This is a genomic window from Actinocrispum sp. NPDC049592 (assembly GCF_040675465.1).
Lineage (GTDB): Bacteria > Actinomycetota > Actinomycetes > Mycobacteriales > Pseudonocardiaceae > Kibdelosporangium.
In genome coordinates, this window is sequence record NZ_JBFAPA010000006.1 from 208,182 (window position 1) to 226,730 (window position 18,549).

Consider the following 18,549-nt stretch of genomic DNA (forward strand, 5'->3'; position numbering starts at 1 on the left):
GCCGCCGAGATCCACGGGTGTGTCCCCGCGCAGGACCTCGACCGGGCCCAGCACCTTCGCCGTGAGCACGGTGTCACTCGAAGTCGGCCACGCCGGTCTCGACCAGCCGCTGCACGTTCTTCTGGAACGACGCGGACTCGTTCACCCGCGGGAACTCCATCTCGGGCACCTCGGCCCCGAGGAACTCGCACAGCGGTCCCCACCCCTGCGCGACCTCGTACACCAGCAGCCGGCCGGATTCCACAGTGGCCCGCACGGTCTCGTTGTGCTGGTTGAAGAACGCGATCGCCTCATCCTCGGTCAGATCGCGCCGCAACCCCCGCGCGCTCATCGCGTCGCGGAACGCCGGGAAGTCCGCCATCGCCGGGTTCTTGGCGAAGTGCTCGGTCATCTCACCACGGGTGTCCTGGCGCAGGATCGTCGCGGCGGCACTGTCGTACCACTTCTTCGGGTCCCGCACCGTCAGCACCACCTTGGCCTGCGGATACAGCTCCAGCAACTCCCGCCACACCAACGCCCCGGGAAAGTCCACCACCGCCCGGTACCGCGCCAGCACACTCTGCAGCGCCGACAAATCCCCACCCAGTGCCGCGGTCCACCCCGCCGCCGTCCCCGGGTCCTTGATCACCTCGACCATGTGGTGACAGGGAGCGAACCCGATCAGCTCCAGCGCCTTCTTCAGCGACGCCGTCCCCGTCCGCCCGAACCCCGCCCCGATAACGTCGACCATCGCCAACCCCTTGGTCCCGTCCAGAAGATCGCCCACCCCCATTCAAGCACCAGGACCCGTTCCCCGTTCGGCCCAATCCCGCACGGTAGCGGCCGACCTGGGCTTACCTGCTGATGTCGGCGAGGGGCGGCGGGCCCGGGGTCCTGGTGGGCGGGGTTGCGGCACCGCCACCGAATGGAAATGGCTGGGAAAATCCCGGCCGTTGACCGACCGCAATTGAGCGCCTTTTCGGCGACTGTCCCCGCTGACCTCGGACTCCATCCCGCTCCGGGCGGTGGGCTGGGGCCGGGATGGGCGGTAGGCGTGCGGGGAGTCGGGGGATCGTGAGATGCTCGCGGTGGGTGCGATGGCGGCGTGAGAGGCGACCAGGGTGACGACTTGGACCGATGTGATCAACTACGTCCGGTTGCGGTACGAGGTGCTGGAGGAGACGGACGGGTGGCTGCGGTTCCGGCTGGACGCTGAGGACGGCCGCACCCAGCAGGTGTCGGTGCACCACGTGCCGGAGACGGACGGCGCCGACTGGGTGGAGATCTCGTCGCCGGTGGGGTGGGCGGACCGGATCGACCTGCGGCGGCTGCTGGAGCTGGCGGGGACGTGCCTGGTGGGCGGCGCGGCGGTGGTGGACGGCGTCGCGCTGATCAAGCACACGGTGCCGCTGGCCGACCTGAGCGTGCTGGAGGAGTTCGACCGGCCGCTGAAGGTCCTCGTCGCCCGCGCGGACTCGTTCGAGCACGAGCTGACCAAGAGCGACCAGTTCTGAGCAACCCAACGTGAACGACGGCGGCCTGTGGCGGGCCGCCGTTTTCGCACGCGGGCAGGGCAAGGCTTCGACCACTGGTTGATCGTCCTCAGTGGTCAGTCACACGCTGGTTCAGACCACTGCCCTGAAGTGCCCCCGGCCCGTGCCCTGCCGGACATCCCGCGCAATGGTCTAGACCCTCTAGGGTGACCATGTCCCTGCGACCAAAGGACATGTCCGTTGCGAAAACGACTTCCTGTGCTCGGCGCCGTCCTCGCGCTGGTGTTCTCGGTGCTCGCGCCCATTGCGGACGCCGCGCCCCCGCGCAAGGTGATGGCGTACTTCACCGACTGGGGTGTCTACGACCGGAACTACCATGTGAAGGACATCGAGACATCCGGGGCCGCGGCCCGGCTGACCCACATCAACTACGCCTTCGGCAACGTCGTCGACGGCAAGTGCGCGGCCGGCGACCCGCCGGCCGACTACCAGCAGCCCTACGACGCGGCCATGAGCGTCAGCGGTGTCGCCGACACCGGTGACCTGCACGGCAGCTTCAACCAGTTCCTGCAGCTGAAGAAGCTGCACCCGAACCTGAAGCTGTTGTGGAGCTTCGGCGGCTGGACCTTCTCACCCCCGTTCACCGAAGCGGCCAAGGACCCCGCCGCCTTCGCCGAGTCCTGCTACAACCTCGTGTTCGATCCGCGGTGGACAGGTCTGTTCGACGGGATCGACATCGACTGGGAATACCCGAACGCCTGCGGGCTGGCCTGTGACACCAGTGGCCCGCAAGCGTTCACGAACGTGATGTCCGCGCTGCGGGCCAAGTTCGGCCCCGGCAAACTGGTGACCGCGGCCATCACGGCGGACAACACGCCCGGTGGCCGGATCGACGCCACCGACTACGCCGGAGCCAGCAGGTACGTCGACTGGTACAACGTGATGACGTACGACTACTTCGGTACCTGGTCCGCCCAGGGCCCGACCGCGCCGCACTCCCCCCTGCGGTCGTACGCCGGGATTCCGGCGCAGGTGTACGCCGACGCCTCGATCCAGAAGCTCCGGCAGATCGGCGTACCGAACCAGAAGTTGTTGCTGGGTCTCGGTTTCTACGGCCGTGGCTGGGACGGCGTGACCCAGAAGCAGCCCGGTGGCACCGCGACCGGCCCGGCGCCGGGCACGTATGAGCCGGGGTCGGAGGACTACAAGGTCCTGAAGACCAAGTGCCCCGCCAACGGCAAGATCGCCGGCACGGCGTACGCGCACTGCGGAACCCAGTGGTGGAGCTACGACACCCCGGAGACCGCCGCGTCGAAGGCCGGCTACGCGAAATCCCAGGGCTTGGGCGGGGTTTTCGCGTGGGAGCTGTCCGGCGACACCGCCAACGCGGAGATGGTCCACGCCATTTCCCGCTAGTACCAACGGACCTGCCGCCTCAGGGGAGCGGCAGGTCCGGCCATGCCTCGGCGGCGTCCGCGGCCGCCTCCCGGCTCGCGGGCGCCCCCGAGGTCGGTGACAGCGCGATGACAACCCGCTGAAACCGTTTCCCCATACCGTTCCCGTCACAGGCGCACGCGGGAAGGTTGGTGTTGATGAAAAAGCAGGTCAGCGCGCTGCTGGCAACCGCACTGGGCATAGCAGGGCTTGGCGGCGTCCCGGCCGCGGCAGCGGATTCCGGGCTGCCGTCCGCGCCGACGATCGTCTGCGGCAATGCTTCGCTGCTCGACGGTCCCGCACAGGCACCGCAGGGCGCGATCACCGTGCCCGCGGGCGACAACTCCGGCTTCGACTTCCGGCAGGCCGGCAGGACCTACTGGTTCGCGACCGGCAGGCACACGCTCGGCACGGACGTCTTCAGCCAGATCAAACCCAGCGACAACAGCACATACGTGGGCGCGCCGGGTGCCGTGCTCGACGGCCAGAACGTCAACCGGTACGCATTCGTCGGCGAGGCCACCGGCGTGACGGTGAAGTACCTGACCATCACGGACTTCGGTGGCCCGGAGAGCAACCGGGACGAGGGCGTCCTCAACCACGACGGCGCCAGTCACTGGACCGTCACGAACAACACCGTGCAGCACAGCGGCGGCGCCGGTGTGTTCATCGGCAGCGACAACCTCGTGCGGAACAACTGCCTGAAGGAGAACGGGCAGTACGGGTTCAGCATGTACAAGGCGACCAAGGGCGAACTGCACGACATCACGTTGGACGGCAACGAGATCGCCGGGAACAACACCGACGACTGGGAGACCAAGCTCCAGTGCGGCTGCACCGGCGGCGGCAAGTTCTGGGACGCGCACACCGTCCGGGTGACCGGCAACTACGTGCACGACAACAAGAGCGTCGGGCTGTGGGCGGACACGAACAACTACGACTTCCTGTTCGAGGGCAACTGGATCGAGGCCAACGACGCCCAGGCGATCTTCTACGAGATCAGCTACAACGCGGTCATCCGCGGCAACGTGATCAAGGGCAACCTGCGGAAAGCCGGCGCCGAGCGGATCAAGGAGCAGGACAACTTCCCCGACGCGGCGATATACATCTCGGAGTCCGGCGGTGACGCGCGCGTGCCGTCCACGATGATCGGCGCGCCGGTCCTGGACATCAGCGACAACCTCATCCAGGACAACTACAACGGCATCGCCCTGTGGGAGAACGCGGACCGTTTCTGCAACTCACCGGCCAACAGCAGCGAAGGCTACTGCACCCTCGTCAACCCGCAGGCGACGCTGTCGACGTGTGTGGCGGGCACGATCAACACCGCGCCGTACCTCGACGACTGCCGGTGGAAGACGCAGAACGTCCGGGTACACGACAACGATCTGCGCACCGACCCGGCGAACATCCTGCCCGGCTGCTTCCCGGACTACTGTGGCCACAACGCGATCCTGAGCAACTGGGGCACGTACCCGGACTGGTCGCCGTACATGCAGGACCTCGTGCAGCAGAACATCACGTTCAACCAGAACAACGTCTTCACGCACAACCACTACACCGGTTCGTGGCGGTTCATGGCCCGTGACACCGGCCTTGACCTGCTGACTCCGGCACAGTGGCAGGCCGCGCCCTACCACCAGGACGTGGACAGCACGTTCTGACCCGATCAGGCGGGCGGCAGGTCCGGCCACACCTCGACGGCGTTCGCGGCCGCCTCCCGGATCGCGGCGCCGTCGAGGTCCGTCACGGTCTCGGGCAGGTCCTTGTCGAGCCAACGGACCACAATGGACACCGGACCCTCCGGTGGCAACGGCGACATGTAGAACTCGTACCGGAAGTGGAACGGCGAGCCGGAACCACCATAGGCCGACATCCTCAGCCGGTCGGTACCCGGCGGCAACTCGTCCACAGTAGACACTCGCTGGCCGTCGGCGTACCGGATCCCGAGCAGCAGCTCACCGGGTGAGCGGGGCACGCCGTGCGAATGCCCCCACAGGCCGCCCATGCGACGCACGTCGACGATCGCGTGCTTGGCGAACACGTCGATGTCCAGGCTGACCCCGTCCGGCCAGCACCGCACCCGGTCCAGGGCCACCAGGACCTCCGCGCCCTCACCCAGTGTCCGGCTCCAGGGCAGGGTGACCGCCCGGATCCAGTCGGTGGGCACGCCCGGATACCGCTGCGGGCGGGCCCGCAGGATCTCGGCGCGGTCGTCCACCGGTTCGGGCAGATCTCCGAAGAAACTCAACGCTGACCCCCACAGTCGTCGGCAAGAGCCTCACCTGATTGTCCCTCTTGTGGTGATCGGCTGTCGAGACCCGTGAGCTTCCCTGGTCAGCTGGGAGTTTTTCCTGGTTTCTTCCCGGCCGGCTCCCCTGGCCGCTGGGGGCATGCGCTCTGAAGGCTTGATCGCGTACCCCGTCACGCGATTGGAGATCCCCATGGTGGACCGGCGAACCCTGTTGAAACTCTCCCTGGCCGGTGGCGCCGGTCTGGTGCTCGCTCCGGGCGTGGCCTTCGCCGACGACACGTTCCCGCCGGTCCCGGGCATGCAGGGCGACCGCAGAGCCAACGAGCTGTGGTACCACTTCGACCAGGTCGCCTTCTACGACCCCGTACCCGGGGTCGCCGAGACCTACCAGGCGCTGGGCGACTACACCGGCAACCCGAACTTCGTCGAAGGCTTCATGACCAGGTGGCTGGAACTGAGCAAGGCCGCGGACTACCCGGCGAACTACACGGCCTGGGCGGCTCCCGTGCGCGACGAGCTGCAGTTCCTGTCGGACCTCCAGCTCAAGGCGTTCGACCGGTTCTACGCGCCCGGCAGCGCCGGGTTCGTCGACGCGTTCGGCTACTTCGGCCAGGGCGTGCTGTTCGACCCGCGCCGGGCGGAGCTGCAGCAACAGGTGCACACGATGGCGCCGATCACGAACTACCAAGGCTGGCACGCCTACCTGCGGGCGATGATGTTCCTCGAGATCGACCGCGACCGCTGGGCCAGGATCAACCCGGTGCTCGCGTTCGCCTGGGCCACCCAGTCGATCGCGCTGCCGGACACCAACACACCCAACCCCGGCCTGCCCCGGCCCACCATGGCCCAGCTGGCCGCGACCTGGCTTCCGCGCAGCTCAGAGCGCCTGGACAAGGATTTCCAGTCGGTGCCTTACCCGGCCTGATCACTGCGCTGATCACTATGCTGGCCCCATGTGCCGGAACATCACGGTCCTGCGGGGCCTGCAACCAGCCGCGACGGCGGAGGAGATCGAGGCTGCCGCGCGCCAGTACGTCCGCAAGGTCAGTGGCGTCCAGACCGTCACCGACACCACCCGGGAGGCCTTCGAGGAAGCCGTCGCCGAGGTCACCGCGGCCACCACGAAGCTCCTGGCGACGCTCCCCGACCGCAGGCAGCCGCCGGCCACCGTGCCGCCGTTGCGCCGCCCCGAGGTCCAGGCCCGTCTGAAGGCCAAAGCCGCCAAATGACCCTCGTGAGTGGTCTCGGCCGTGAGAACGACCGAGACCACTCACGAGCGGGCCGGTTGACTAGCGGCGCAAGAGCACGCGGGGGTCGGCGTGCAGGTCCTTGCCGAGCCGGACGGTGATGAACTCGTTGTTGTCCGGCTTGCCCGGGGTGCGGCCGGACGAGAACGGGAAGTTGTTGTCATTCAACACAGCCAGCGTGTGGTCATCCAGGATGACGATGTCCTCGATGGTCTGGAACGGGAACCGGAAGGTGTCGCCGAACCCGCCGACGTGCCGCGGGTTGGCCAGGTCGAGCAGGTCGGCCACGAGGGTCTTGTCCAGCTTGCCGTCGTGGTCGCGGTCGCGCTTGTCGGCCAGGTAGACCTTCTTGGTCTTGGCGGTGTCACCCTGGCCGCCGTCGCGCTCGATGACCAGCAGCCGGTCACTGTCCACAACGGTCGCGTCGCCGATCGCGTTGTCCGGGCTGTCCAGCTGGTAGATCCAGCGCTTGCCGGTGTACTGGCCCTTGGTGACGTCGAACTCGTTGAGCCGCAGGCCACCCGCCGGGTCACCGGCGACGACGCCCTCCAGCAGCGCGTTGAGGGTACGGCCGTCCGGCGAGAGGGTCATCCCCTCGAACCCCTTGCTGCTGGGCAGGTCCGGGCTGCCCTCCGGGTTCTCCGGGGCGCGCACGCCGGGCAGCGGGACCGGCGCGGCGAGCAGCTTGCCCGCGCGGCTGAAGTGCAGCAGGTACGGGCCGAACTCGTCGCCCAGCCACAGGGTTCCGTCGGCCGACCGGACCATCGACTCGACGTCGAAGTCGGCGCCGGTCAGCACCCGGTCCGGGCGGGTCAGCGGGAACGGCACGAGCTTGTCCGGGTCGGTCAGGTTGAACCCGCCCAGCACGTCCACCTGGCCGGAGCCGAAGTCCGGGCCGATCCTGTGGATCCGCAGCGCGAAGTCCGCGCTGTTGGCCTTCTGGCCGTAACCGTTGTCCGACAACACGTCGAACGTGCCGTCGAGGTTGCGCAGGACGCCGCTGAAGCCCTGCACCGGCTGGTCGGCGAACGGCAGCGCGATCCCGTTGACCGGGGCGGTACCCAGCGCGGCGCCGGACGGCTCGCTGGCGGGCACGAAGGTCTCCGCCGGCAGCGAGGCGAACTGGGTCAGCGCGGCGCGGCCGAAGCCGTGGCGGTCCTCCGGGGCGGCCGAGCCGGGTGTGGCGACCGCAGCCACGGCGACGAGCGCCAGGCCGACGACCAGTGGTCTTCTCATGATTGTCCGTTCTCCCTGCGTGTTCGGTGCGCGCACGCTAAGCGGCCAACATGAACATCAAGTGGACGAACTGATGAACGCGTCCACCCACCGGGCGCGCGGGTCCGTGTCGATCAGCAGGGCCTTCACCAGCAGGGTGAGCGGGATCGCCAGAATCGCGCCGAGCGGGCCGATCAGCCACGACCAGAACAGCAGCGCCACGAACGTCGTGGTGGCCGACAGGCCGACCGCGTCGCCCACGAAACGGGGCTGTATCACCGATTCGATGATGAAGTTCAGCACCACGTAGGCGACGATCACGACGACCATCAGCTGCCAGCCGCCCTGCAGCAGGGCCAGTAAAGCGGGCGGGACCAGGCCGAGCAGGAACCCGATGTTCGGGATGTAGTTGGTGATGAACGACAACACGCCCCACAGGGCGGGCAGCGGGATGCCGATGATCGCCAGGAAGATCCCGTTGACCGCGCCACCGACCAGCCCGAACACCGTCGTGACGACCATGTACTTGCGGGTGCCGCGGGCGAACCCGGTCAGCGCGGTGGCGATATCCGGCCGATCTTCGGCCAGCCGCGCCATCCGCCGGTCGACGACCTTGGCCTCCAGCGTCATGAACAGCATCAGCACCAACAGGAACACGAGGTTCGACGTGAGGCTGCCCAGCGCGGACAGCACGGTCCCGAGCACGTCGGCCACCCGGCCCAGGTCGAAACTGCCCGCCACCGACCGCAACTGGTCCGCCCCGACACCGAACCGCGCGAGCAGTTCGGTGGCCCGGTCGACGAGCTCACTGGCCCGATCGGCGTACTGCGGCAGCAATGACGTCAACCGGGCCACCGAGATGACCAGGACGACCGCGAGCACCACCAGAACGGCGTAGACCGCCAGGATGGTCAGCACCATCGCCAGCCACGCCGGTACTTTGTGCCGCTCCAGCCAGCCCAGCAACGGGCTGACCACGATGACGATCGTCAGTGCGAGGAACACCGGGCCGACCAGCCAGCCGGTGAACCACAAACCCATCCCCGCGAGGACGGCCGCTCCCATGCCCAGCAGGATCGTCAGCCCGCGCGGCAGCTCGTTCATGGCCGGGAACGTACCGCACAAAGGGTGCATGTGCCTGTGCGCGTTATCCTTTGACGATGCGGCAGGCGTACGCGCACGACGCGGTGGTGCTGATGGAGCCGGACGCGGACATCCGCGAGCCGGGCGGGGCCGTGACGGTGGCCCTCTGCGGGGAGCTGGAGCACGCGCCGCCGTGTCCGCTGGCGGCGCACCACACCGCGGCTCACCGGGACGGTGGTCCGGTGCGGCTGCGGATCCTGTTCGCCACTGAACCTTCGTCGGAATCCGTTGTGCGGCAGCGGATCGACTCGGCGCTACGGGCGCGGTGGGAGGTTGTGAGCAGTTCGGCGGGCGAGGTCTCCGGCGCGGAGTGGGACCACGCGGCCCGGCTCACACGGTGATGACGACCTTGCCCCGGACCCGTCCTTTTTGGACGTGGTCGATCGCCTCGGGGACGGCGTTGAGCGGGTAGGTCCGGTCGATGGCCGGGGTGATCGCGCCCTGCTCGGCGAGGTCCCGGATGAGCTCGAGATCCTCGGGGCTCTCCACGGCGAAGATGCCGCGCAGGTTCTGGCTGATGAACAGGGACAGCAGTGAGGCTCGCACGACCCGGTCCATTCCGCCGAGGATGCCGCCGCCGCGTTCGCCGCCGACGAGGACGAGCGTCCCGTTCGGCTTGAGCACGCGGCGAAGCTTGGTCAGGGACCGGTTTCCGGCGCAGTCGAGGATGATGTCGTGCTCGCCGGTGAGGTCCTCCCTGGTATAGTCGATCACGTCGTCCGCGCCGAGACCGTGCACGAAGTCCACTTTGGACGTACTGCACACACCGATGACGTGCGCCCCATGGTGTTTGGCCAGCTGGACCGCGAACGTGCCGACACCACCGGCCGCGCCGATCACCAGGACCTTGTGTCCACTTCGGACGCCTGCCTTGCGCAACGCCTGCACGGCGGTGAACGCGGAGATGGCGAGCGCGGCGGCCTGTTCGAAGGTCAGGTTCGCCGGTTTGCGCGCCAGGGCGGTCTCCTTGGCGCTGACGTACTCCGCGAAGGTGCCCTCGGCGACTCCGAAGACCTCGTCGCCCGCCTTGAACTTCGTGACCTTCGCGCCGACGGCCTCGACCACACCGGCCAGGTCGCGGCCGCGGATGCGGTCCTTGGGGGCGCGGAAACCGTAGCCCATCAAGCGAACCGCGTACGGCATGCCGGTCATCAGGTGCCACACACCGGGATCCATGCCCGCCGCGGTCACCCGCACCAGCACCTCCCGCTCGCCGACCGTCGGGTGGTCGACGTCCTTGAACCGCAGGACATCCGACAAGCCATACCTGTCCTGGTAAACCGCTTTCATCAGGTCTCCCCTGGGTACTGGAACACTTCTTCGAGTGACACGTCGAACACTCTCGCGATCTGGAAGGCCATCTCGAGCGACGGCGAGTACCGGCCCTGTTCGATGGCGATGACGGTCTGCCGGGTGACGCCGATCCGGTCGGCCAGTTCGGCCTGGGTCATCTGGCCGTGCGCGAACCGCAGCGACCGGATCGAGTTGGTGACCTTCGTGGACCTCACCACTCCTGGAAACCCTTGCGGTAGGCGAAGATCTTGGTCACCGAGCCGAACACCGCGGACAACGTGAAGCCGAGGTAGATGGCGTTGGCGATCCAGAAGTACGCGGCCTCGGTGAGCGTGAGCAGCAGCGCGGTCACCGCGCCGAGCACGAGGAACGACTGCCCCACATAGTCACCGAACCGGCCGATCTCCCGGTCCCGCTGGTCGCGTTTGCCCGCCTCCTTGGGATTCGCCATGGACGCGGCGATGTTGAGCACGATGGAGACCACAATGGACACCACCACGCACCACACCAGCACGGCCCGGTACGAGACCTGAGCGACCCCAGCGTCACCCACCCGGCCGAGCACGATGACGAGGTAGGTCCCATACGACAGGACCGACACCACCACCATGATCCACGCCTGCTTCTCGTCGCTCGTCACCCAACACCCTCCATGTCAAGTTTGTTTGACATGAGTCAATGTAAAGAACATCAGACATCATGTCAAGTATCTTTGACATGGCTGGCCTGAACCCCTTGTACCAAGCCAAGAGCGGCCGATCGGTGGTGTTGAGACGGCGCGGGCGATGGGACCATGATGATGAGCCGATCATCGGCCGCCGCTGGGGTTCGTGGAGGGGAAAGGACGCCGCAGTGATCCGTCGTGTGCTGGTCGTCGCCGCAACCGTGCTGGGCGTCGTGGGCGTGCTGCCCGCCGTTGAGGCGCAAGCAATCCCCGTCTGCCGGAACGGATACGCCTGCCTGTACCAGTGGTACGCCGACCCCGGTCACACCGTTTTCAGCGGGTACCTCTCGGTCGACTGCAACGGCAACGCCGACAGCAGCGGAACCCGCACCCGCTACCTGGACTTCAACCAGGCCCCCTGCAACTGAACCCAGCCGATCACCACGGCAGCACCGGATCCCGGCCTTCGCACCGCACGAAGTACTTCCGCCCGGCGTCAAGCGCTTGCTCGCCAAGCGCATCCCAGTAAGACCTCAGCATGCTCAGCGTCCGGTCCAGCGGAGCCGCACCCGGGAGCGTGTCGGTGAACTGGTTCTCCAGCTCCACACCTTCCGGCGTGAGCACAGCCACCCAGGCGTTCCCGTCGAACTCGACCGGAGCCTCCTCGTGCCCGGACCGCATCCGCTCTCCTTGAGCACGCACCCGAGGCTGCCGGTCAGCCGGTAGACGTGGCTCCACGCGGCCTGCGCGAACAGCGCGGCGAGGCGCCTCGGTTGGCGCTGCGAAGGTCTCCAAATCTCAAGGGTCACCTCCCCGTCGACGCCGGTTTTTGAGGTTTCGTCACATCAGGATTCACGATGATGATAGTCCCGAATGCAGTTGTCAGGTTTCCGACATGCCGGTTTACGACCTCGTTTCCGCTGGTCAGCGGACCGATACTGGCCAGGTTCCGCCGTTGACCCAAGGAGCCCATGTGGCCTGGAAAACCATCACGAAAGCGGCGCTCGCCGTCGCACTCATCGGGGGTGTCGCAGCCGCGCCGGCCCAGGCGCAGACGTCACTGACCACCGACCAGAGCCAGGCGCTGCTGGCCAGGCTCCAGGCGATCCCGGCCGCGGGCCTCGCCCACGCCAAGGCGCTGAAGGACCAGCTGGGCCTGGACGACGATGTCATCAACCCGGCCGACTACCAGTGCACCAGCTCCACGCCGGTGCGCGACTGGCTGGCCGCGTCCGAGCAGAAGTGGACCCCGCTGGACCGCGCCATCGCGACGTCGGTGAACAACCTCCAGCCGGTGCTGCTGGACACGGTGCTGTTCCCGAAGGAGGCGGGCACGCAGTTCGGCCAGCGCGGGGAGTACACCACCCAGATCACGCACACCTTCCGTGACCTGGGGAAGTTCTGGGACATCCAGTCCAGCCAGATCGTGATCGCGCCCATGCACGGCAGCGTGCTGACCGACCGGCCGCGGCTGACCCGCGTGTTCCAGGTCGGCTTCGGGTTCGACCAGGTGTTCGCGGCCTCGCTCGCCGACGCCGTGGCCACCCTGATGGACCAGGACCAGTTCGACCACGGCAACCACCCGTTCTTCACGTTCAACGCGTTCGCGCTGGGCGGGCTGGACATCCCCGGGTTCGGCACCATCCCGCCGGAGATCGTGATGGGCGACGGTGTGCTCGCCGGGTTCACCGCGGTGGGCCTGGACGACGTCGCGGGCAAGGCGATCCTGGCGCACGAGTTCGGTCACCAGGTGCAGTTCCAGAAGGGACTGACGCAGACCACGCTGACCGGGCCGGAGGCCTCCCGGCGGCTGGAGCTGATGGCGGACGCGTTCGGGTCGTACTACCTGACCCACGCGCGGGGCGCGACCCTGCGGTGGAAGCGCGTCCAGGAGTTCCTGCAGATCTTCTACCAGCTGGGCGACTGCCAGTTCGCCGCCGCGTCCCACCACGGCACGCCGCTGCAGCGGCTGCACGCCGCCGAGTGGGGCTCGGCCGTGGCGGCCGACACCCAGAAGCAGGGGCACATCCTGCCGTCGCTGACCTTCGCGGCGATGTTCGAGCAGAAGCTGCCCGAACTGGTGGCACCTGACGCACCGTAAGTGAGGTGAACCGCCACTGAGCGGGGCCCGGACCGCCGTGCCGGGCTCCGCTCATCCATGTCCCGCATGGGATCGACACGCTCGGCCGAGCGCGGCACTAATGTGTCGATCTGTGACTCAACCCGCCCGCCCACACCGGAGTCATGCAGGTGCCTGGGGTGGCGAGAAAGGGTTGGAGTCAGTGCGTTCCCGGGGATGGGCCATCGCCGTCGTCCTGGCGCTCGGTGCGGTCGTGCCGGGCGCGACGTCGGCCGCTGGTACGCCGACCACGGCGCCGTTGCGGGTGTTTCCAGCGGACGCGTCGGACAAATCGATCAAACTGGGCCTGCTGCCCTATCACGCGCTCGCGCCCGAGCTGAACACGTTGCAGCGCAACAGCAGGGTGAAGGTCAAGGTGATCGGCCAGTCGCTGCAGCACCGCGACATCTACCAGGTCACCGTGACAGCGCCGGAAACCGCCGCCGATGAACGCGAACAGGACATCTGGCGGGCCGAGATCGAGAACAACCCGATGGCCGCGGCCAAGGACGAGGGCCTGCAGGCCGGGTACAAGGCCCCGATCTGGATCAACAGCAACATCCACGGCGACGAGTGGGAAGGCACGGACGCGGCCATGCGGACGATCCGCCGGCTGGCCGGGGCGACCGACCCGCACACGCTGGACCTGTTGGCGCGCACCAGGATCGTGTTCAACCTGACCGCGAACCCGGACGGCCGGGTGGCCGGCACCCGGGAGAACGCGGCGGGCTACGACCTCAACCGCGACTACCTGACCTCCTCGCAACCGGAGAACCGGGCCGCCCGCGACTCGGACATCCGCACCCAGCCGGTGTACGCGCTGGACCTGCACGGCTACATCGAGGGCACGCTGATCGAGCCCAGCAATCCCCCGCACGGCCAGAACTACGAGTACGACCTGACCATCAAACCGATGTACGACAACGCGATCGCCATCGAGAAGGCGGTCAGGGCGCTGGGCCACCCAGAGGCGCGCAACACCCAGATCCCGTTCCGCGACTACCCCGACAGCTGGGACGACTGGAGCCCGAACCTCACCACCGCCTACGCCCCGCTGCACGGCGCCGCCGCGATCACGGTCGAACTCCCCGCGCCGGTCGACGACCAGTACTACAACACCGTGCCGGTAGAGGAACTCCGGCACCGGTCCGCGGTCAATGTGGACGTTGCCGCCACGACGATCCAGACCACAACGGACTACGTGCTGGCGCACCGGTCCGACCTGATCGGCGCCCAGATCGAGACGTTCCGCCGGGGCATCGCAGGTGAGCCGCAACGGACGGTGCCGGACGGGTTCGTGCCCGGCTTCGGCCCGGAAGACCGCTCCAGCACGGTGTTCCCGCGCGCGTACGTGATCGCCGGGAAGTCCGGCGCGGCCACCGCACGCCTGGTCAACCACCTGATCGCGCACGACATCCGGGTGACGCGGGCCAACGGGTCCTATGTGGTCGACATGCACCAACCCAAGCGCGGACTGGCCAACACCATGCTCGAAGCCGGGGCGGACCTCACCGGCCGGACCGACGGCCTGACCGACACCGCCGCGTGGAGCCTGAGTTACCTGTGGGGCGCCGACGTTTCCGTGCTCAAGGACGGCCCCGTTCCCGCAGGGCGCCCAGTCACGTCGGTCAAACCCACCGGCGGCATCGAGGGTTACGGGACGGACCTCGCCCTCACCCTCAAGGACGGCAACGACATCGAGGCCGTGAACTCGTTGCTGGCCAAGGGTGTTCCATTGCGACGCCAGGACGATGGCGCGATTGTCGTGCCGCGGCAGGCCGCGCAGGACATCGTGGCCAAGTACGCGGTTCGCCTGACCGCCGCTCACGGCCCAAGCAAACCGCTAAGCCGCCCGGCGATCGCCGCGGACCTGCCCGGCGACCAGATCTCCCTGTTGCGCGAGCTGGGTTTCACCGTGCGGCCGGTGACCACGGCGGACCTCAAGGCCGGGTTCGACCTGTCCACTGTGGACCTCTTCGTGGTCGGCGACAGCCTGCGCTACGACCTGCTCGACCCGCCGGTCCAGGCCAAGGTCAAGGCGTTCAAGGGCGGCCTGATCCTCACCGGATACGCCGGAACCCAGTTCAACGAGGCCGCGAGCCTGCTGCCGGTCACCTCGGACGGCGCCCGGACGGCCGCGAGCGGGATCATCCGCGTCACCAACACCCCGGCGCGGCTCGGCGGCGAGGCCCCGCAGTACACTTTCGTGTCCGGGCCCTACCGGTTCACCGGCCTGGGCCCGGACGTCCAGGTGGAACAGCGGTACGGCACGGGCAACCCGCTGGTCGCCGGGTTCTGGCCGACTCGCAAGGACGGCCACGGCGTGGCCGGGGACTTCGCGAACCAGCCGTCGGTCATCTCCGCGACCAGCGGGAACGGCAACCGCGTGGTGATGTTCGGGACGAACCCGTTGTTCCGCGCCCAGTCCAAGGCGTTGTTCGCCCAGGCGGCCAACGCGATCTACTGGTCGGCGTCCCGGGACTGACGCGGGTTCCAGGTCCCGCGCTCGAGGTCGACACCGGTGTGGGGCGGGGCGCCTTCGGCGTCCTCGTCCCGCATCATCGACATCGAGTCGCGGTGGTCCAGCTCCATCCGCTTGGTGCCGTAGAACATCGCCGTGACCTCGTTGACGTAGGTCGCGGCCAGCGGCGTGCCGATCTTCTTGCGGCGTTTCTGGCGCCACAGCTCGTATCCGCCGACCACGATCAGCAGCAGCACCGCCGCCGGGCCGATCAGTGCCAACGCCGTCATGTCGGCAGGCCCCCCATGATGTCCGTCTCGGTGATGCCCGGGCCCTGGCCGGCGCGCATGAACCACTCGGTGCCGAAGATGTCCCGGAAGATCTCGTCCGGCGCGGCCAGGAACCACGAGTCCTCGGCGATCTGGCTCGCGTGCGCCCGCATCGCCTCCCGCTTGTAGGACACGTACTCCGACACGTCCACACGCGCGGTCAGCAGCTCGTCGGGTTTGCCGAAGTTCGGGTCCTTCACGATGTCCGGGGCGTTCGGGTTGGCCTGCGCCAGGGTCCGGTTCGCGGTCTGCTGGAACACCCGCGGTGTGCCGGCGATCTCCCCCGCGCGCTTGCCGACCCGGTGCACCTGGATGTGGTCGGGGTGGCCGTACGTGCCGTTGTCGTCGTAGATCGTGAGCACGTCGGCGTTCTCCTCACGCAGGATCGCCGCGAGTTTCCCGGCGGCCTCCTCGACGTCCGCCGACCAGAACGAGCCGGGCTCGGTGTTGCTGTCCCAGCCCATCATCCCGGAGTCCTTGTACCCCAGGAACTCCACTCGCGACACACCCAGGACCTTGGCCGCCGCGTGGGTTTCCCGCACCCGCAGCTCCCACAGCTCCTCGCCGGTGAGCCAGTCCGGGACCTCGCCCCGCTCCCCTTTGGTCGCCACGACCAGGACCACGCGATGGCCGTCCTCATAAGCCTTGCGCATCACGCCACCGCACGTGATGCACTCGTCGTCCGGGTGGGCGTGGAACGTCACCAAGGTAGCCATGATCCCCATTCTGTCAGTGCACGGTGAGTGCGGTCTTGCCATCGCACGGACTCCCCGCGGCTTCCGGCCGCTGCAGGTGGACGCCGGTGCCATCCCTGGACCCGAGCAGGCACTGTCCGTCGCTGCCCTTGAACGAGACCCCGACCCCCTTCTCCCCGACGACGATGCCGACCGCCGGATCGGGCGTCGACGTGCGCTTCTCGGGGTCGTCGGAGCGGGTCTCCATCAGGTCCATCCGCTGCAGCGTCCGGACCACCCGGCCGAAGTCGGCGTCGGCAGGCAGGTTGCCGAGCGTGAACCGCAGGGACCGGTCGTAGCTGTCCGGTTGCTTCCAGTCCGGCCGCCCGGGCGGGTTGATGGGCACCGCGTTCTCGGGACAGCCGGTCCGATCCGGCTTGCCGATGATGCCCCAGTAGTTGAAGTCCATGCCGTAGCAGGCGTTCAGCTCGTCGTGGTGGCGAGGACCGGCGTCGTCCGCGTCGCGGTGGATGCGGATCACCAGGTGCGCCAGCGGGTCTTCCTGTTTGCTCGCGTCCAGTTCGGTCATCTCCAGCACGGACAGCGCGGAGTCCGACTTCCACGCGGCCAGCGCGGCGCGCGCGAAGCCCGCGGCCGAGCTCTGCCGCGGGAAGCTGATCGCGTCCGCGAGCGTCGCGGCCTGCCGGTCGGTCTCGTCGTTGCCTTCAGTGCTCGCTGTGCACGACGCCACCAGCAGGCAGGCCGCCATCCCCCAGAGAATTCTCACGCCCCATCAAACGTCGCGGGCGCCTCCGGGGTTGCATGCTCCGGCGGCGGATCCAGCGGCAGCCGCACCCGGAACCGGGTGTTGCCGGGCTCGGACTCCACGGTGATGTCGCCGTGGTGGCGTTTGACCACGATCCGCCAGCTGATGTCCAGGCCGAGACCGGTGCCCTCGCCGACCGCCTTGGTGGTGAAGAACGGCTCGAAGATGCGGCTCTTGATCTCCGGCGGGATGCCCGAACCGGTGTCGCCGATCTCGACCACCGCGTCGCCGCCCTCGCGCAGCGTGCGCACGGTCAGGGTCCCGGAGCCGCCCATGGCGCCGATGGCGTTGTCGATCAGGTTCGTCCAGACCTGGTTGAGCTCGGCGGCGTAGGCGGGGATCGGCGGCAGCGTGCGGTCGTAGTCCTTGACCACCTCGATGTCACCGATCTTGCGGTTGAGCATGATCAGCGTCGAGTCGAGCAGCTCGTGCACGTCGATCACCTGGAACGGCGCCCGGTCCATCTGCGAGTACTGCTTGGCGGCACCGACCAGGGTGGACACCCGGGTGGTGGCGTCCTCGATCTCGGCCATCAGCGTCTCGGTCTCGACCGTGTAGGCCAGCCAGCGCACGGCCGCCTCCTTGGTCTCCGGCGCGCACAGGCCGACGGCCTCCTCGAGCCACTCCACGTCCAGGCCACCGGCCACCAGCACCGGCGCGACCTCCCAGCCGTTGCGCACGCCCTGGTCGTCCAGCCAGTCGCCGACCTCGTCCTCCCGGTCGCTGACCTCCATCGGCGACAGCTTGGGCGCCTTGGCCACCCGCTCGACCGCGTTCTCCTGCAGCTTCACCAGCCCGGTCAGCGTCTTCGGGTCGATCGCCCCGCTGGCCAGCATGGCCAGTTTGTGTCGCATCCCGGCCACCCGCTCGCGCAGCGCGGCGGTCGCGCGCACAGCCGCCGCGGCTGGGTTGTTCAGCTCGTGGGTCAGCCCGGCCGACAGCGAGCCGAGCGCGAGCAGCCGCTCGCGCTGGTTCACCGCGCGCTGGGTGTTCTGCATGCCGAAGAACAGACCCTCGAGCAGGTGCATGGCCATCGGGAACCACTCGCGCACGATCGGGCCGAAGTCCTGCGCGGTCAGCTGGAACATCCGCGTGTCGGTGATCGACTCGACGGTCATCTGGTAGATCGTCTTCGACGGGACGTCCGCCTGCAGGTACACCTGGGTGGCGCCGAAGTAGGAGCCGCGGTAGTCGGTGCGGTTGGTCTCGACGCGCTCGCCGCCGATGTTGCGGGTCAGCGCGACGGTCCCCTCCAGCAGCACGAAGAAGCAGGTCGCCGGCTCGCCCTCGGCCAGCACCAGGGTGCCGGCCTTGCGGGTCTCGATCTGGCCGTGCTCGGCCAGCCAGTTCAGCTTGTCCTCGTCGAGGTGCTCGAACAGGAACAGCCCGCGCAGCTCGTCGGCCGTGAGTCTCTCCAC

General features: G+C 68.1%; 21 protein-coding genes. 9 read left to right on the top strand and 12 right to left on the bottom strand.

Features of this window, described 5'->3' with window-relative positions; genetic code table 11:
* Positions 1–73 precede the first annotated feature (73 nt).
* On the bottom strand, positions 74–730 hold the full coding sequence (locus AB0J95_RS17820) for a sulfotransferase family protein (protein WP_364758298.1): 657 nt from the start codon (positions 728–730) through the stop codon (positions 74–76).
* Between the two features lie 370 nt (positions 731–1,100).
* Between AB0J95_RS17820 and AB0J95_RS17825 the strand changes: the two genes are divergently transcribed.
* From AB0J95_RS17825 to AB0J95_RS17835, 3 genes are all read left to right on the top strand, one after another.
* Positions 1,101–1,493 (top strand): hypothetical protein, encoded by a 393-nt coding sequence (locus tag AB0J95_RS17825; protein WP_364758300.1) that lies wholly within the window; start codon positions 1,101–1,103, stop codon positions 1,491–1,493.
* A 219-nt stretch (positions 1,494–1,712) separates the two neighbouring features.
* On the top strand, positions 1,713–2,888 hold the full coding sequence (locus AB0J95_RS17830; protein WP_364758302.1) for a glycoside hydrolase family 18 protein: 1,176 nt from the start codon (positions 1,713–1,715) through the stop codon (positions 2,886–2,888).
* A gap of 176 nt (positions 2,889–3,064) precedes the next feature.
* Positions 3,065–4,570, top strand: a complete 1,506-nt coding sequence (locus tag AB0J95_RS17835; protein WP_364758304.1) for a right-handed parallel beta-helix repeat-containing protein — start codon at positions 3,065–3,067, stop codon at positions 4,568–4,570.
* A gap of 5 nt (positions 4,571–4,575) precedes the next feature.
* Here AB0J95_RS17835 and AB0J95_RS17840 read toward each other — a convergent pair whose 3' ends face one another.
* Entirely contained in the window at positions 4,576–5,157 is a 582-nt protein-coding gene (locus tag AB0J95_RS17840; RefSeq protein ID WP_364758306.1) for a hypothetical protein, read from the bottom strand.
* Between the two features lie 193 nt (positions 5,158–5,350).
* On the opposite strand from AB0J95_RS17840, the gene AB0J95_RS17845 reads away from it, so the two are divergent.
* Together AB0J95_RS17845 and AB0J95_RS17850 are read left to right on the top strand one after the other, a co-directional pair.
* Positions 5,351–6,085 carry a hypothetical protein gene (locus AB0J95_RS17845; protein ID WP_364758308.1) on the top strand — a complete coding sequence of 245 codons (735 nt, stop codon included), beginning with the start codon at positions 5,351–5,353 and terminating at the stop codon, positions 6,083–6,085.
* Between the two features lie 28 nt (positions 6,086–6,113).
* Entirely contained in the window at positions 6,114–6,389 is a 276-nt protein-coding gene (locus tag AB0J95_RS17850) for a DUF2277 domain-containing protein (protein WP_364758310.1), read from the top strand.
* Positions 6,390–6,449: 60 nt separating this feature from the next.
* Here AB0J95_RS17850 and AB0J95_RS17855 read toward each other — a convergent pair whose 3' ends face one another.
* Complete coding sequence (locus AB0J95_RS17855; RefSeq protein WP_364758312.1) at positions 6,450–7,643, bottom strand: esterase-like activity of phytase family protein; 1,194 nt, start codon at positions 7,641–7,643, stop codon at positions 6,450–6,452.
* Positions 7,644–7,700: 57 nt separating this feature from the next.
* Complete coding sequence (locus tag AB0J95_RS17860; protein WP_364758314.1) at positions 7,701–8,726, bottom strand: AI-2E family transporter; 1,026 nt, start codon at positions 8,724–8,726, stop codon at positions 7,701–7,703.
* 56 nt (positions 8,727–8,782) lie between these two features.
* Here AB0J95_RS17860 and AB0J95_RS17865 point away from each other — a divergent pair, with 56 nt between their 5' ends.
* Positions 8,783–9,106: a hypothetical protein gene (locus AB0J95_RS17865; RefSeq protein ID WP_364758316.1), complete on the top strand. Its 324-nt coding sequence runs from the start codon at positions 8,783–8,785 to the stop codon at positions 9,104–9,106.
* Here the strand turns inward: AB0J95_RS17865 and AB0J95_RS17870 are convergent.
* Genes AB0J95_RS17870 through AB0J95_RS17880 form a run of 3 tightly spaced genes read right to left on the bottom strand, consistent with a single transcriptional unit; the run spans position 9,096 to position 10,698 of the window.
* A complete protein-coding gene (locus tag AB0J95_RS17870) occupies positions 9,096–10,055 on the bottom strand; it encodes an NAD(P)-dependent alcohol dehydrogenase (RefSeq protein WP_364758318.1) in 960 nt (319 codons plus the stop codon). The genes AB0J95_RS17865 and AB0J95_RS17870 overlap by 11 nt on opposite strands.
* On the bottom strand, positions 10,055–10,276 hold the full coding sequence (locus AB0J95_RS17875) for a helix-turn-helix transcriptional regulator (protein WP_364758320.1): 222 nt from the start codon (positions 10,274–10,276) through the stop codon (positions 10,055–10,057). The genes AB0J95_RS17870 and AB0J95_RS17875 overlap by 1 nt, the downstream gene beginning before the upstream one ends.
* Positions 10,270–10,698, bottom strand: a complete 429-nt coding sequence (locus AB0J95_RS17880) for a hypothetical protein (RefSeq protein WP_364758322.1) — start codon at positions 10,696–10,698, stop codon at positions 10,270–10,272. The genes AB0J95_RS17875 and AB0J95_RS17880 overlap by 7 nt, the downstream gene beginning before the upstream one ends.
* A 212-nt stretch (positions 10,699–10,910) precedes the next feature.
* Here AB0J95_RS17880 and AB0J95_RS17885 point away from each other — a divergent pair, with 212 nt between their 5' ends.
* A complete protein-coding gene (locus AB0J95_RS17885) occupies positions 10,911–11,150 on the top strand; it encodes a DUF6289 family protein (RefSeq protein ID WP_364758324.1) in 240 nt (79 codons plus the stop codon).
* A 10-nt stretch (positions 11,151–11,160) separates the two neighbouring features.
* Here the strand turns inward: AB0J95_RS17885 and AB0J95_RS17890 are convergent, their stop codons facing one another.
* Positions 11,161–11,403 carry a hypothetical protein gene (locus tag AB0J95_RS17890; RefSeq protein ID WP_364758326.1) on the bottom strand — a complete coding sequence of 81 codons (243 nt, stop codon included), beginning with the start codon at positions 11,401–11,403 and terminating at the stop codon, positions 11,161–11,163.
* A gap of 292 nt (positions 11,404–11,695) precedes the next feature.
* Here AB0J95_RS17890 and AB0J95_RS17895 point away from each other — a divergent pair, with 292 nt between their 5' ends.
* The gene (locus AB0J95_RS17895; RefSeq protein ID WP_364758328.1) at positions 11,696–12,823 is read left to right on the top strand and encodes a hypothetical protein; all 1,128 of its coding nucleotides are present in this window, start codon (positions 11,696–11,698) and stop codon (positions 12,821–12,823) included.
* A 181-nt stretch (positions 12,824–13,004) separates the two neighbouring features.
* Positions 13,005–15,326 (top strand): M14 family zinc carboxypeptidase, encoded by a 2,322-nt coding sequence (locus AB0J95_RS17900; protein ID WP_364758329.1) that lies wholly within the window; start codon positions 13,005–13,007, stop codon positions 15,324–15,326.
* Here AB0J95_RS17900 and AB0J95_RS17905 read toward each other — a convergent pair.
* Genes AB0J95_RS17905 through AB0J95_RS17920 form a run of 4 tightly spaced genes read right to left on the bottom strand, consistent with a single transcriptional unit; the run spans position 15,302 to position 18,549 of the window.
* On the bottom strand, positions 15,302–15,592 hold the full coding sequence (locus AB0J95_RS17905; protein ID WP_364758331.1) for a DUF6191 domain-containing protein: 291 nt from the start codon (positions 15,590–15,592) through the stop codon (positions 15,302–15,304). The genes AB0J95_RS17900 and AB0J95_RS17905 overlap by 25 nt on opposite strands.
* Complete coding sequence (locus tag AB0J95_RS17910; protein WP_364758333.1) at positions 15,589–16,347, bottom strand: PIG-L family deacetylase; 759 nt, start codon at positions 16,345–16,347, stop codon at positions 15,589–15,591. Before AB0J95_RS17910 ends, AB0J95_RS17905 begins: the two co-directional genes overlap by 4 nt.
* Before the next feature lie 13 nt (positions 16,348–16,360).
* Positions 16,361–17,092 (bottom strand): hypothetical protein, encoded by a 732-nt coding sequence (locus AB0J95_RS17915; RefSeq protein WP_364758335.1) that lies wholly within the window; start codon positions 17,090–17,092, stop codon positions 16,361–16,363.
* Entirely contained in the window at positions 17,089–18,549 is a 1,461-nt protein-coding gene (locus AB0J95_RS17920; protein ID WP_364758337.1) for an ATP-binding protein, read from the bottom strand. The genes AB0J95_RS17915 and AB0J95_RS17920 overlap by 4 nt, the downstream gene beginning before the upstream one ends.

Bases quoted from the DNA above. Each gene is read 5' to 3' on its own strand.
- AB0J95_RS17820 (WP_364758298.1), bottom strand. From the start codon at position 730: ATGGTCGACGTTATCGGGGCGGGGTTCGGGCGGACGGGGACGGCGTCG.
- AB0J95_RS17850 (WP_364758310.1), top strand. From the start codon at position 6,114: ATGTGCCGGAACATCACGGTCCTGCGGGGCCTGCAACCAGCCGCGACG.
- AB0J95_RS17865 (WP_364758316.1), top strand. From the start codon at position 8,783: ATGCGGCAGGCGTACGCGCACGACGCGGTGGTGCTGATGGAGCCGGAC.
- AB0J95_RS17835 (WP_364758304.1), top strand. From the start codon at position 3,065: ATGAAAAAGCAGGTCAGCGCGCTGCTGGCAACCGCACTGGGCATAGCA.
- AB0J95_RS17870 (WP_364758318.1), bottom strand. From the start codon at position 10,055: ATGAAAGCGGTTTACCAGGACAGGTATGGCTTGTCGGATGTCCTGCGG.
- AB0J95_RS17860 (WP_364758314.1), bottom strand. From the start codon at position 8,726: ATGAACGAGCTGCCGCGCGGGCTGACGATCCTGCTGGGCATGGGAGCG.
- AB0J95_RS17855 (WP_364758312.1), bottom strand. From the start codon at position 7,643: ATGAGAAGACCACTGGTCGTCGGCCTGGCGCTCGTCGCCGTGGCTGCG.
- AB0J95_RS17910 (WP_364758333.1), bottom strand. From the start codon at position 16,347: ATGGCTACCTTGGTGACGTTCCACGCCCACCCGGACGACGAGTGCATC.
- AB0J95_RS17890 (WP_364758326.1), bottom strand. From the start codon at position 11,403: ATGCGGTCCGGGCACGAGGAGGCTCCGGTCGAGTTCGACGGGAACGCC.
- AB0J95_RS17905 (WP_364758331.1), bottom strand. From the start codon at position 15,592: ATGACGGCGTTGGCACTGATCGGCCCGGCGGCGGTGCTGCTGCTGATC.
- AB0J95_RS17845 (WP_364758308.1), top strand. From the start codon at position 5,351: ATGGTGGACCGGCGAACCCTGTTGAAACTCTCCCTGGCCGGTGGCGCC.